This window comes from Methylobacterium goesingense, assembly GCF_022179225.1.
In the GTDB taxonomy this organism is placed as follows: Bacteria; Pseudomonadota; Alphaproteobacteria; order Rhizobiales; family Beijerinckiaceae; genus Methylobacterium; species Methylobacterium goesingense.
Genome location: NZ_BPQL01000023.1, coordinates 1 through 13,195 on the forward strand (window position 1 = coordinate 1; position 13,195 = coordinate 13,195).

Below are 13,195 nucleotides of genomic sequence, written 5' to 3' on the forward strand. Positions count from 1 at the left end.
GACCGCCGGCCCGAGGACGGCCCGGTGAGGCTGCCGCAGGAACTCATCCGGACCAAGCGCGACGGCGGCGAGGTCGCGCCCGCGGACATCGCGGCTTTCGTTGCGGGCTTGACCGAGGGCAGCGTCACCGAGGGGCAGGCTGCGGCCTTCGCCATGGCGGTGTTCTTCCGGGGCCTCTCGCTCGGCGAACGCGTGGCGCTGACCCGCGCCATGACCGATTCCGGCACCGTTCTGGCCTGGGACCTGCCCGGCCCCGTCCTCGACAAGCATTCCTCCGGCGGGGTCGGCGACGCGGTCAGCCTCGCGCTCGCCCCCATGGTGGCGGCCTGCGGCGGCTACGTGCCGATGATCTCGGGGCGCGGCCTCGGCCATACCGGCGGCACCCTGGACAAGCTCGGCAGCATCCCGGGCTACGACGCGACGCCGGATCTCGATCGGTTCCGGCGCGTCACGGCGCAAGTCGGCTGTGCCATCATCGGACAGACCGCCGACCTCGCCCCGGCCGACCGGCGCCTCTACGCGATCCGCGACGTCACCGGCACGGTGGAGAGCCTCGACCTCATCACCGCCTCGATCCTTTCGAAGAAGCTCGCCGCCGGCCTCGACGGCCTGGTCATGGACGTGAAGACAGGCTCCGGCGCCTTCATGGCGCGGCGCGCGCAGGCGCGGGACCTCGCCACCAGTATCGTCGGCGTGGCGCAAGGCGCGGGCCTGCGCACGGTGGCGCTGGTCACCGACATGGATTCCCCCCTCGCCTCGGCGGCCGGCAACGCCGTCGAGGTGGCCTACACCCTCGACTACCTCACGGGCCGCGCCCGCGAGCCGGCCTTCCACGCCGTCACCCTGGCGCTCGGCGCCGAAATGCTGGTGGTGGGGGGGCTCTGCGCCGATACCGCCGAAGCGGGCGCGCGCCTCGAAGCCGCGCTGGACTCCGGCCGGGCCACGGAGGTGTTCGCCCGGATGGTGGCGGCCCTCGGCGGGCCGACCGACATCCTGGAGCGGTCCGGCCATCATCTGCCGGCGGCGCCCGTCATCCGTTCTGTGCCTGCGGAAGCAGACGGCTTCGTCGCGTCCGTGGCGACGCGGGACCTCGGGCTCGCGGTGATCGGTCTCGGTGGCGGGCGCACCCGCCCGCAGGACGCCATCGACCCGGCGGTCGGCCTTACCGGCCTGCGCCGGGCCGGCGCCCGAATCGAGCGGGGCCAGCCACTCGCCACGATCCACGCGCGCGATGGGGATGCCGCCGACCGGGCAGAGGCGGCCGTGCGGGCGGCCTACCGGATCGATGGGGTCGCGCCGGCCGACATGCCCGCGATCCTGGAGCGGATCGCGGGATAAGCGATCGGCCCGTCAGTAGTCGTGGTGGCCGTGGCCGCGATGGTGGTGACCGTGATCACGGTGGCCCCATCCATGGTCGCGATGGCCCCAGCCGCCATGGTGCCGGTGACCCCAGCCGTGGTCGCGTCCGTGGCCGTGGTGGCGGTGACCGTAGCCCCGGTCGTGGTGGTGATGGCGGTCATAGCCCCAGCCGCCACGATCGCCCCAGTACTGCACGGGGGTGGCGCCGGCCCGGTCGGAGAACGTGGTCTGCGCGAAGGCCGGGGCAGCTTCTGCGATTGGGGCGGCGCCGACGCTGCCGGTGATCGCCAGGGCGGCGACCAGGGCGCGGAAGCCCCGTACCGATCCGATCCGTGACGTGGTCATGAGAACCTCCCTGTCCATGCGCGCGGGCGCCAGGGCGCCCTTGTTCTTGGATGTAAGGCAGGTCCACTGAACGCGATCTGAGATCGTCCTTCATCTCAGGTTCGGGTTTGGCCTCAGGGCCGGCGATAGACCCAGACCCGGGCGGGCGGCAGGTTCAGCCAGACCCGGTTCGAGCGGCTGGCCGTGTAGGTGCCCGCATCGCAGCGGGCCGGGATCGGCGGCACCACCGCGTAGGTGAACTGCACGAACGGCGCGCTCGGATGCATCATCGTGTGGGCGGTGTTGAGGAGGTCGAGCCGCTGCTCCAGCGGCTTGGTGAAGAGCGGCAGGCTCGACACCATGGCGGCTGCCTTCTCGGCGAGCATGGTGCCGAGGGTCTCGCGGATGTTGTAGGCGTCGCCGCGCACGATGGTGGCGCGCGGGAAGCGCTTCTGCAGCAGCTTGCAGAAATCCGGGTTGTACTCGACCAGGATCAGCCGCTCCTGCTCGACGCCGCGCCGAACCAGAGCCTCCGTCACCGGGCCTGTGCCGGGGCCGAGCTCGATTACCGGGCCGCTCACGCGCGGGTCGACGTACGAGGCCATGGTGCGGGCCAGCATACGGCCGGATGGCGTGACAGCGCCGGTGACGAGCGGGCGCTCAAACCAGGAACGCAGGAAGCGCGCCTCGTCCTCCAGCGGGTCCCGTCGCGTACGGCTGGCACCGGCTGCGAGGTCGTCTTTGGCGCTGGAGCGGCGTAGCGGCGGCAAGACCCTATGTCCTCAGATCACGGGTTGGGAAGGAAAGGCTAGACGACGAACCTCTTCGGCAGTCAAGCTTGCATCCATCGGACGCAGCCGACCGGCCGGCGAGATCGAGCGAGCGGTGCCGGACCGCCACATCATAGAACCGGCTCGGCCTTGTTTTGATCCCCGGGCCCATCGATGCTCGTGCGGGAACGCCGTCACGTGCGCGCGGTGCCGCCGAAGGCCTCGAAGAAGTCCTTGACCTTCGAGAAGAAGCCGGCGCTCTCCGGGTGGTTCTCGTCGGAAGCCGACTGGTCGAATTCCTGCAGGAGTTCGCGCTGCCGCTTCGAGAGATTCTGCGGCGTCTCGACGAAGACCTGGATGTAGAGATCGCCGACGTCACGCGAGCGCAGGACCGGCATGCCCTTGCCCTTGATGCGGAACTGCTTGGCGGTCTGCGTCCCGGCTGGGATGCGGACCTGCGTCTGCGAGCCGTCGATCACCGGCACGGTGATCTCGCCCGAGAGCGCCGCCGTCACCATGGAGATCGGCACGCGGCAGAACAGATCGGCGCCGTCGCGCTGGAAAAACTCGTGCGGCCGGATCGAGAGGAAGACATAGAGGTCACCCGCCGGCCCGCCGCGCAGGCCGGTCTCGCCCTCACCGGCCAAGCGGATGCGCAGGCCGTCATCGACGCCCGCCGGCACGTTGATCGAGAGGGTACGCTCGCGGGTGACCCGGCCGGCGCCGCTGCAGGCGCCGCAGGGGTCGTCGATCATCTCGCCGCGCCCGTGGCAGTTCGGGCAGGTGCGCTCGATGGCGAAGAACCCTTGCGCCGCCCGTACCCGGCCGTAGCCGCCACAGGTCTGGCAGGGGCGCGGCTTCGAACCGGCCTTGGCGCCCGAGCCCGCGCACACTTCGCAGGTGACCGAGGTCGCCATCTTGATGGTCTCGGCCTTGCCGGCGAACGCCTCCTCCAGGGAGATCTCGAGGTTGTAGCGCAGATCCGCGCCACGCTCACGGCTCGGCCCGCCGCGCGCGCCGCCCCGTCCGCCGCCGGGAGCGGCCCGGCCGTCGCCGAAGAAGTTGTCGAAGATGTCCGACATGAAGTCGCCGAACTCGTTGCCGAAGCCCGGTCCGCCCCCCCCGCCCTGCTGGAAGGCGGCGTGGCCGAAGCGGTCGTAGGCGGCGCGCTTCTGGCCATCGGAGAGGCACTGATAGGCCTCGTTGATTTCCTTGAACTTGAGTTCGGCCTCCGCGTTCCCCGGATTGCGGTCCGGGTGGTAGCTCATGGCGAGCTTGCGGAAGGCGACCTTCATCTCGCCGTCGGTCGCGGTCTTGGAGACGCCCAGGATCTCGTAATAGTCCCGCTTCGACATTCCCGTCCTCAAAGTCCCCCGGCGTCCCGTTTCGTCGCGGTGGCGCCGTCCCCGATCAAACCCAGCGGTCCTGGCTCATTCGCCAAGGACCGATCCCACCGTGTCGCCGGCAGGCGCGAGACATGACGCGGGGCCGGATCGCTCCGGCCCCGCGCTCAGATGAAGGCGTTATGCGCGCTTCTTCTGGTCTTTGTCATCGACTTCCTGGAAGTCGGCGTCGATGACGTCGTCCTTCTTGGCCTCGCCGGTACCCGGTGCGGCGTCCGCCTCACCGGCCTGGTTTGCAGCGTACATGGCCTCTCCGAGCTTCATCGAGGCCTGCATCACGTCGGTGGTGCGCGCCTTGATGACCTCCACGTCGTCCCCGTCCAGTGCCGTGCGGAGCGCCGTGATCGCGGTCTCGATGGCGCCCTTGTCATCGGCCGAGACCTTGTCGCCGTACTCCTTGACCGACTTCTCGGTGGCGTGGACGAGGCTCTCGCCCTGGTTCTTCACCTCGACGAGCTCGCGGCGCTTCTTGTCCGCCTCGGCATTGGCCTCGGCATCCTTGACCATCTTCTCGATGTCGGCGTCGGACAGACCGCCCGAAGCCTGGATGCGGATCTGGTGCTCCTTGTTCGTCGCCTTGTCCTTGGCCGTCACGTTGACGATGCCGTTGGCGTCGATGTCGAAGGTCACCTCGATCTGCGGCATGCCGCGCGGAGCCGGCGGAATGCCCATCAGGTCGAACTGGCCGAGCATCTTGTTGTCGGCCGCCATCTCGCGCTCACCCTGGAAGACCCGGATGGTGACCGCGTTCTGGTTGTCCTCGGCCGTCGAGAAGGTCTGGCTCTTCTTGGTCGGGATCGTGGTGTTGCGGTCGATCAGGCGGGTGAACACGCCACCGAGGGTCTCGATGCCGAGCGACAGCGGGGTCACGTCGAGGAGCAGCACGTCCTTGACGTCGCCCTGGAGCACGCCGGCCTGGACCGCCGCGCCGATGGCCACGACCTCATCCGGGTTGACGCCCTTGTGGGGCTCCTTGCCGAAGAAGGACTTCACCACTTCCTGGATCTTCGGCATGCGGATCATGCCACCGACCAGCACGACCTCGTCGATCTCGGAGGCCGAGACGCCGGCATCCTTGAGCGCCTTGCGGCAGGGCTCGATCGTGCGCTGCACGAGATCGTCCACGAGGGACTCGAACTTGGCGCGGCTGAGCTTGAGGGCGAGGTGCTTCGGGCCCGTGGCGTCGGCCGTGATGTAGGGCAGGTTGATCTCGGTCTGGGTCGCCGAAGACAGCTCGATCTTGGCCTTCTCGGCAGCTTCCTTGAGGCGCTGCAGGGCGAGCTTGTCCTTCGTCAGGTCGATGCCCTGCTCGCGCTTGAACTCGGAGGTCAGGTACTCGACCACCCGGTTGTCGAAGTCCTCGCCGCCCAGGAAGGTATCGCCGTTCGTCGACTTCACCTCGAACACGCCGTCGCCGATCTCAAGGATCGAGACGTCGAAGGTGCCGCCGCCGAGGTCGTAGACCGCGATGGTGCCGGCCTTCTTCTTGTCGAGGCCGTAGGCGAGCGCCGCCGCGGTGGGCTCGTTGATGATGCGCAGGACCTCAAGGCCGGCGATCTTGCCCGCATCCTTGGTGGCTTGGCGTTGGGCGTCGTTGAAGTAGGCGGGCACGGTGATGACGGCCTGCGTCACGGGCTGGCCGAGATGCGCCTCAGCGGTCTCCTTCATCTTCTGCAGGGTGAAGGCGGAGATCTGCGAGGGCGAATACTTCTTGCCGTCCGCCTCGACCCAGGCATCGCCGTTGTCGCCGCGTACGATCGAATAGGGCACGAGGCCCTTGTCCTTCTGCGTCATCGGGTCGTCGTAGGTGCGACCGACGAGACGCTTGATGGCGAAGAAGGTGCGCTCGGGGTTCGTGACCGCCTGGCGCTTGGCCGGCTGGCCGACGAGCCGCTCGCCCTCGTCCGTGAAGGCGACGATGGACGGCGTGGTGCGCGCGCCTTCCGAATTCTCGACGACCTTGGGCTGCGTGCCTTCCATGACGGCCACGCAGGAATTGGTGGTGCCGAGGTCGATACCGATGACTTTACCCATGGTGGGATCCCTCTGTTGTCGTTTGGTCAAGCAGACCGCCGAGCCCCGAAGCAGCTCGGCCCATGGCTGTGCAAAACTGAGTGTGTGAGAACGGGGTTGGGCACCGGTTCGTACCCCGGATCGGTACGGAGCCGGGTCTTAATCCCGCGTCTCGGCCGATATAAGAAGGGTGTCGCGAGGCCGCAAGGCGATGGCGTGCGGCGCGGCGCATCCGATCGTTCGGACCGGCGTTGATGCTCTTGTGCGAGCGCGGGGTCGCTCAGGGGCGCGGCACGCGCTCCCGGCGGAGCCACGCCAGAGAGCCGTGGACGAAGCGTTCGAGCGGGGCGTTCGCCTATTCGTGCCATGGCGCGGCTGTGCACACATGGTAAGTGTGTGGTGAAAGTGCTTGGCTGCGCATCCGTCCGCCTCCCCCGCCATAGGCCTGAAAGTCTCGATGCGTCTGTCCCGCGTGTTTCTTCTGCCACTCCTGCTCTCGCCGGTTCTGGCATCCGTCCCACAGTCGGCCGTCGCGCAGTCGTTCTTCGAGGAATTGTTCGGGATCGGGCGGGCCGCCAAGCCCCCGGTGCCCCCGCGCGGCGTGCCGAGCGCACCCGTGGCGCCCCCTCCGGGCGAGGCCATGCCCCCGGCGGCGGAGGTCCCGAAGTCGCCGCCGGTGCCGCGCCAGCCCGTGGTGCTGAAGGCGCCCTCGGAAGACAACGTGATGGGCCAGGACCTGCAGCTGAACGGGCTCACGGGGAGCCTGAAGCTGGAGAAGTCCGGCTCCGGCACCACCGCCCGGATCACGCTGCCGGGCAACAAGATCTCGCAGCCCGTGGAGGCCTGCAAGGTTCCCCTTAACGGCGGCGCGCCGGTGGCCGTGTCCTCGGAGGGTCGGCCCGAGGGTGTCGGCCGCTTCGAGGTGGCGGGCGGCGAGTGCCCCTTGCGCTTGGACGTGCTCGACGGGGCCGTACTGGTGCGGGCGCTCTCGGGCTCCGTCTGCACCTTCGCGGCGGCCGATTGCGCCACGACGCCGACCGGCTTGTGGGGACCGCCCGCCGCAAGCCTGATTCCGCGTGCCGGCGAGTTCGAAGGCGCGCGCGGCGGTGCCGACCGGGCGGTGCGCGAGAACTACAAGTTGATGAGCCAGCGCCTGAAGGGACAGGACCTACGTCCCGTGGTGACCGAGCAGGCGGCGTTCTCGTCCGACCGCGAGCAGCTCTGCCGGACCTATGCCCGCGAGGGCGCCCACGGGTTCTGCAACTTGCGCTTTACCGAGGCGCGGGCCCTGGCGCTCGCCACCCGCCTCGGCGTCAACACCAGCACGGCGGCGCCGACCGCAACGGCAACGACGCCGCGCCCGCGCCGCAAGCCGCCGGTGGAGGGCATGAACCCGGATGCCGGCGGTTCGCCCTTCGTGGAGCAGTAGCGCCCTTGAGACGAATCTCGGCGCGCGGCCCTCAGCTGTGCCCGGCGCTCACCGACAGCATGGCCAGATCGATGCCGTTGTTACGCAGCGTGCGCTCGTACTTGGCGTCCAGGGCCGTGTGGAAGATCATCTCCGGGTCGGCCGGGCAGATCAGCCAGCCATTGGCCAGGATCTCGTTCTCGAGCTGGCCCGCCTGCCAGCCGGCGTAGCCCAACGCCAGCACCGCGCTGGCGGGCCCGTCGCCGGAGGCGATGGCGCGCAGGATGTCCACGGTCGCGGTCAGGCAGATGCCGTCGTCGATGATCAGCGTGGACTGGTCGATGTGGAAGTCATCGGTGTGGAGCACGAAGCCCCGCTTGGCGTCCACCGGCCCGCCCATCAGCACCGGCATGTGGCCGACCCGCTCGCGCAGGCGGATCGCGTCCGTCTCGCTGGCGATGTCGAGCTGGATCAGCAGGTCCGGCATGTTGAGGTCCGAGACCGGCTTGTTCAGGATGATGCCCATCGCCCCATCCGCCGAGTGGGCGCAGAGGTAGATCACCGAGCGGGCGAAGCGGGAATCCGTGAGCCCCGGCATCGCCACCAGGAACTGACCGTCGAAATAGGCGGGATCACCCCTATGAGGTCGGGAGGCTTCAGGCCGGGAAGCTCGGGGCCGGGAGGTCTGCATCCCCGCATGCTACGCGGGCCGGCGGCGTTGTCCAGGGCGCCGCGATGCGAGGGCCCCTCACCCATTCGGGCAAACTCGACAGGTCCGGCCCCGCGAGCTAGACGCAACCGCACGAGGCCGCCCCACAGAGCGGGTGCCGGGCGCGCCGGCGAGCGTTTCAGGAGACGACGGATGACGATCCAGGTTGGCGACCACCTTCCCCAGGTGACCTTCCGCGTGAGCGGCGCGAGCGGGCCCGAGGCCAAGACCACCGACGACCTCTTCAAGGGGCGCCGCGTCGTCCTCGTCGGCGTGCCCGGCGCTTTCACGCCGAGCTGCCACCGCAATCACCTCCCCGGCTTCGTGGAGAAGCTGGCCGAGATCAAGGCGCGCGGCGTCGACGCCGTGGCGGTGACCTCCGTCAACGACGTCTTCGTGCTCGACGCCTGGCAGAAGGCCAGCGGCGCCGAGGGCATCGAATTCCTGGCCGACGGCAACGCCGAGTTCGCCAAGGCCGTCGGCCTCGACATGGACGGCGCCGGCTTCGGCCTCGGCCCGCGCTCGAAGCGCTACGCCATGCTGGTCGAGGACGGCGTGGTGCGGGTGCTCAACGTCGAGGATTCCCCGGCCAAGACCGAGGTCTCCGGGGCGGAAGCTCTGCTGAAGGTAATCTGAGCGAGGATCGCACCTACGTTCGCGCATCGCTCGGTGCGCGTCCCCTCGCCCCGCACGCGGGGAGAGGGTTTCGCCGACCCTGCCGTTGGCGGAGCGAGGCGGCAGCCGAAGGTCAGGGGGCTAATCCGGGAGGGTCTCGATCGGATCCGTCCCCTCACCCTCGCTTCGCTCATCGCAGGCACGACAAGGTGCCTGCGATCCTCTCCCCGCGTGCGGGGCAAGGGAAATGTGCTCCCCGGTTCGTGCTCCCTGGACCGGACCCGGTGAGGCCGAGCCTCCCTATACGCCCCAGCCATAATCGACCGCTTGCATCGCCGTGCGGTGGAACGTCAGCCGGCGGTCGTATTCCAGCGGGTCCTTGGGCTGCACCAGGGCGCCGGGCGGCACGTCGAGCCAGTCCACGAGGCGGGTCAGCAGGAAGCGCAGGGCCGCGCCCCGGCATAGGATCGGCAGGGCCTCCACCTCGGCCGCGGTCAGGCGGCGCACCGCTTCGTAGCCCGCGATGAGGGCCGCGCCCTTGTCCCGGTCGAAGGTGCCGTCGGCCTCGAAGCACCAGGCGTTGAGGCAGATCGCCAGATCGTACGCGAAGGCGTCGGTGCAGGCGAAGTAGAAGTCGATCAGCCCCGACAGGGCGTCGCCGATGAAGAACACGTTGTCGGTGAAGAGGTCGGCGTGGATCACGCCCGTGGGCAGGCCGGCGGGCCAGCCGGCCTGGAGCACGGCGAGATCCCCGCGCACGCGATCCGCGAGGCCGGGCGAGACCGTGTCGGCCTGGGCCTCGGCTCCGGCGAACAGCGGTCCCCAGGATTCCACCGAGAGATTGTTGTCCCGGCGCATGCCGAAATCGGCGCCCGCCGCGTGCAGGCCCGCGAGCGCGCCTCCCAGCGCCCAGCAATGGTCGATCCCGGGGCGCTTAACCGAGACGCCCTCCAGGAAGCTGACGATGACGGCCGGGCGGCCGCAGAGTTCACTCAAGGACACGCCGGCCCGGTTGCGGATCGGCTGCGGACAGGCGAGCCCGCGCGCGGCGAGATGCTCCATCAGGTTGAGGAAGAACGGCAGGTCCCCGACCCGCACCCGCTTCTCGTAGAGCGTGAGGATGTAGGAGCCGGCGGTGGTGTGCAGGAAGAAGTTGGTGTTCTCGACGCCCTCGGCGATGCCCTTGTACGAGAGCAGCGTGCCGATCTCGTAGGCGGAGAGGAAGGCGGTCAGGGCCTCGTCGGAGACCTCGGTGTAGACGGCCACGGCGCTTCGCTTAACATCTCGGGGGCGGAAAAGGACAAGGGCGCCGAACGGCGCCCCTGCGGATGGTTTCGGCCGTGGGAACGGCCGTTATTCGGCGGCTTCGCTGCGCAGTTCGCGCGGCAGCGGGAAGGACATGTCCTCCACCACCGTCGACACCGTATCCACCGTCACGGTGTAGCGGGCGGCGAACGCGTCGATGATCTCTTCCACCAGCACCTCGGGCGCCGAGGCGCCGGCCGTGAGGCCGAGCTTGCGGATGCCCTCGAAGGCCGGCCAGTCGATCTCCTCGGCGCGCAGCACGAGGCGCGTGATCGGGCAGCCGACGCGCTCGGCGACCTCGCGCAGACGCTGCGAGTTCGAGGAGTTCGAGGAGCCGACCACGATGACCGCGTCGACCAGCGGTGCCACCTGCTTCACCGCTTCCTGGCGGTTGGTGGTGGCGTAGCAGATGTCGTCCTTGTGCGGCCCCGTGATGGTCGGGAACTTCTCTTTCAGCGCCGCCACGATGTGTCGGGTGTCGTCCACCGACAGGGTGGTTTGCGTCACCCAGGCGAGGTTGTCGCGGTTCTCCGGCTCCAGGGCGGCGATCTGCTCCAGGTCCTCGACCAGGGTGATCGAGCCCTTGGGCAGCTGGCCCATGGTGCCGACGACCTCGGGGTGGCCGGAATGGCCGACGAGCAGCACGTGGCGGCCGCGCTTGTGGTGGATCTCGGCCTCGCGGTGGACCTTGGTCACCAGCGGGCAGGTCGCGTCGATGGTGGTGAGGCCGCGCGAATCGGCGTTGTGCGGCACCGTCTTGGCGACGCCGTGAGCGGAGAAGATCACCGGGGCGGAGCCGTCCGGAACCTCGTCGAGCTCGCGCACGAACACGGCGCCCTTCCGCTTCAGGCTCTCGACCACGTACTTGTTGTGGACGATCTCGTGACGGACGTAGACCGGGGGTCCGTAGATGGCCAGCGCACGTTCCACCACGTCGATGGCCCGCACGACGCCGGCGCAGAAGCCGCGCGGCGCACAGAGCAGGATCTCCAGGGGGGGCTTGACCGAGGGCAGCTCGGCCACATCGCTGGAGACGGGGGAGGTCGTCGGATTCGCGTCGCTCATGATAGCCGGGATGTGGCGAGGCGGGGACGCCCCTGTCAACCTGTCATAGCGGAAAACTCCGGCACAGGCACCCTTGGGTCCGCGAAACCGGGTCCGCGTGACACGCAGGACCCGGCCGCTCTCCCGTAAATTCGCGTCGGGCCGCTTCGAGCGGACCTCAAGGCGCGGCCGAGGCCGCGCATTCGGCCAACGCGGCCTCCAGCATCGGGATCATGCGCGGATCGGTGCATTGGGCCACGTTGAAGCGCAGGAAGCTGTCGCCGAGCGACGAGGGGCTGAAGGCCCCCCCGGGGGCGAGCACGAGCCCGCGGGCCAGGGCGCGCCGGGCGACGTCCGCCGAATCCACGCCCGCGGGCAGGCGCATCCACAGGAAGAAGCCGCCGGCCGGCTCCAGCCAGGCCGTCAGCCCGCAGGCCTCCAGCCGGCGCAAGGCCGGCGCCATGGCGCGCGCGAGCTTTTCGCGGACCTCCCCGAGGTGGCGGCGATAGGTGCCGTCCGTGAGAAGGCCGTGCATCAGGCTCGCCGACAGGTGGCTGTTGCCGAGGCTCATGGCGAGCTTGAGGTCGATGAGCGGTTCCACCCAGTCCTCCCGCAGGGCGACGAACCCGCAGCGGACGGCCGCCGAGAGCGTCTTCGAGAAGCTGCCGACCTGGATCACCCGTTCCAGACCGTCGAAGCCGGCCAGGCGCGGCGAGGGCTCGACCTCGAAATCCCCGAAGATGTCGTCCTCGATGATCAGGGTGTCGTGGGCCTCCGCGAGCTTGAGCACGCGATGCGCGGTCGCCGGGGCCAGGGTCGAGCCCGTGGGATTCTGGAGCGCGGAATTGATGAGGTAGAAGCGGGGCCGGTGCTCGGCCATGAGGGCGTCGAGGGCGGCGAGGTCCGGGCCGGATCGCGTCAGCGGCACCCCCACGATCCGCGCGCGGTGGGCGCGCAGCAGGGCGTGGTAGTTGAAGTAGCAGGGGTCATCCAGCAGAACAGCGTCACCCGGTTCGAGCAGGAAGCGGCAGAGCAGATCCACCGCCTGCGTCGCCGAATCCACCAGCACGACCTGATCCGCGCCCGCCTCGACGCCCTTCTCGGCCAGGCGCCGGGCGATCTGCGCCCGCAGGGGCGGGAAGCCGAGGGGCTGGTCGTGCGCGACGAGGTTGGCTTCCCCGCCGCGTGCCAACTGCCGCAGGCCCCGCCGGATCGCCGCGTCCGGCATCCAGGCCGCCGGGAGCCAGCCGGAGCCAGGCATCACGAGGTCCGGCCCCGCCTGCATGGACTGGCGGGTGATCCAGAGCGGATCCACCGCCCGGTCGAGCTGCGGCCCCACCGTCTTCAGGCACAAGGGGCGCGTCTTGCCGGCCACGTAGAAGCCCGAGCCCCGGCGCGCCACGATGGCCCCCTCGGCCCCGAGCCGGTCATAGGCTTCGACCACGGTCGATTTCGACACGCCCATCGCCTCCGCGAAGGCGCGTACGGACGGCAGGCGCGCGCCCGGCATGAGGTGGCGCCCCGCGATCCGCTCGGTGATCGAGGCCGCCACGGTCTCGACAAGGGTGGGGGCGGACAGGGGGGAGGCCTTCATCTGTCCTGCTCCTCGTACCGGACAATTCAACCGAACCGTACTGAATTGTCCCTGTCGCGGCCAGTCCCCGGCCCGCATGGTTTCGGGATCGGCGCCCCTTGAGAGCGGGCGCCGGCCAGGGACCTGCATCATGGACGGCATCACCACTCCGAGAATTACCGCCACCTGCCGGCACTCAGGCGCACCCACAGGCGCCAAGGCGCGCCTCTTGGCCGGGACTTGGTTCGCCAGGGCCTGGTTCGTCGGGTTGATGGCCCATGTGGCCGAGGGCGTGTCGCGGGCCGCCATTAACCGCCGCGTGATCGGTCAGCTTTCGCGGATGTCCGACCGCGAACTCCGGGATATCGGCCTCGTGCGGCAGGACGTGCGCGACTCCGAGCTCCTGCTCCGGGAGGGCGACGCGTCGAGCTTCCTCGTGGGCCGCCGGAACGAGCGGTGGGGCGCGCGCCGTCGCAACGGGCGAGGCGCATAGATCGGACGCGGGAGGCCGACGTGCCGATTCGCACGGTGGAGCGCGAGTGACGGGACTGCAAAGGGCTGTGCCGACGTGACGGGCGGCCCCCCGGTGGTTAAGACGGGCGGCCCGGCACTCTTGGATCGATCGCGATCGAGTCGGTCCTTATCCAGCGCGAGTACCCGAGCTCCGGAGTC

12 protein-coding genes are annotated in these 13,195 nt (G+C 69.6%); 4 read left to right on the forward strand and 8 right to left on the reverse strand.

Annotated elements, in window-relative coordinates:
• Window positions 1–24: 24 nt before the first annotated feature.
• On the forward strand, window positions 25–1,338 hold the full coding sequence (gene deoA, locus MFF30_RS05330; protein ID WP_238277656.1) for a thymidine phosphorylase: 1,314 nt from the start codon (window positions 25–27) through the stop codon (window positions 1,336–1,338).
• 12 nt (window positions 1,339–1,350) lie between these two features.
• Here deoA and MFF30_RS05335 read toward each other — a convergent pair whose 3' ends face one another.
• The 4 genes from MFF30_RS05335 to dnaK form a co-directional block, all read right to left on the reverse strand.
• Window positions 1,351–1,704: a hypothetical protein gene (locus tag MFF30_RS05335; RefSeq protein ID WP_238277519.1), complete on the reverse strand. Its 354-nt coding sequence runs from the start codon at window positions 1,702–1,704 to the stop codon at window positions 1,351–1,353.
• A gap of 113 nt (window positions 1,705–1,817) precedes the next feature.
• Complete coding sequence (locus MFF30_RS05340; RefSeq protein ID WP_238277521.1) at window positions 1,818–2,453, reverse strand: class I SAM-dependent methyltransferase; 636 nt, start codon at window positions 2,451–2,453, stop codon at window positions 1,818–1,820.
• A 194-nt stretch (window positions 2,454–2,647) separates the two neighbouring features.
• Entirely contained in the window at window positions 2,648–3,808 is a 1,161-nt protein-coding gene (gene dnaJ / locus MFF30_RS05345; protein WP_238277523.1) for a molecular chaperone DnaJ, read from the reverse strand.
• 168 nt (window positions 3,809–3,976) lie between these two features.
• Window positions 3,977–5,890 (reverse strand): molecular chaperone DnaK, encoded by a 1,914-nt coding sequence (gene dnaK / locus MFF30_RS05350; protein ID WP_238277535.1) that lies wholly within the window; start codon window positions 5,888–5,890, stop codon window positions 3,977–3,979.
• A gap of 436 nt (window positions 5,891–6,326) precedes the next feature.
• Between dnaK and MFF30_RS05355 the strand changes: the two genes are divergently transcribed.
• The gene (locus MFF30_RS05355) at window positions 6,327–7,298 is read left to right on the forward strand and encodes a hypothetical protein (protein WP_238277537.1); all 972 of its coding nucleotides are present in this window, start codon (window positions 6,327–6,329) and stop codon (window positions 7,296–7,298) included.
• Window positions 7,299–7,329: 31 nt separating this feature from the next.
• Here the strand turns inward: MFF30_RS05355 and MFF30_RS05360 are convergent, their stop codons facing one another.
• Complete coding sequence (locus MFF30_RS05360; protein WP_283205863.1) at window positions 7,330–7,968, reverse strand: YqgE/AlgH family protein; 639 nt, start codon at window positions 7,966–7,968, stop codon at window positions 7,330–7,332.
• Window positions 7,969–8,139: 171 nt separating this feature from the next.
• On the opposite strand from MFF30_RS05360, the gene MFF30_RS05365 reads away from it, so the two are divergent.
• Window positions 8,140–8,622, forward strand: a complete 483-nt coding sequence (locus tag MFF30_RS05365) for a peroxiredoxin (protein WP_238277539.1) — start codon at window positions 8,140–8,142, stop codon at window positions 8,620–8,622.
• 279 nt (window positions 8,623–8,901) lie between these two features.
• Here MFF30_RS05365 and thrB read toward each other — a convergent pair whose 3' ends face one another.
• From thrB to MFF30_RS05380, 3 genes are all read right to left on the reverse strand, one after another.
• Window positions 8,902–9,867 carry a homoserine kinase gene (gene thrB, locus MFF30_RS05370; protein ID WP_238277541.1) on the reverse strand — a complete coding sequence of 322 codons (966 nt, stop codon included), beginning with the start codon at window positions 9,865–9,867 and terminating at the stop codon, window positions 8,902–8,904.
• An 87-nt stretch (window positions 9,868–9,954) separates the two neighbouring features.
• A complete protein-coding gene (ispH, locus tag MFF30_RS05375) occupies window positions 9,955–10,971 on the reverse strand; it encodes a 4-hydroxy-3-methylbut-2-enyl diphosphate reductase (RefSeq protein ID WP_238277543.1) in 1,017 nt (338 codons plus the stop codon).
• Window positions 10,972–11,128: 157 nt separating this feature from the next.
• Window positions 11,129–12,544, reverse strand: coding sequence for an aminotransferase-like domain-containing protein (locus MFF30_RS05380; protein ID WP_238277545.1), 1,416 nt, complete (start codon window positions 12,542–12,544; stop codon window positions 11,129–11,131).
• Window positions 12,545–12,674: 130 nt separating this feature from the next.
• Here MFF30_RS05380 and MFF30_RS05385 point away from each other — a divergent pair, with 130 nt between their 5' ends.
• Entirely contained in the window at window positions 12,675–13,016 is a 342-nt protein-coding gene (locus MFF30_RS05385) for a DUF1127 domain-containing protein (RefSeq protein WP_238277547.1), read from the forward strand.
• Window positions 13,017–13,195 lie beyond the last annotated feature (179 nt).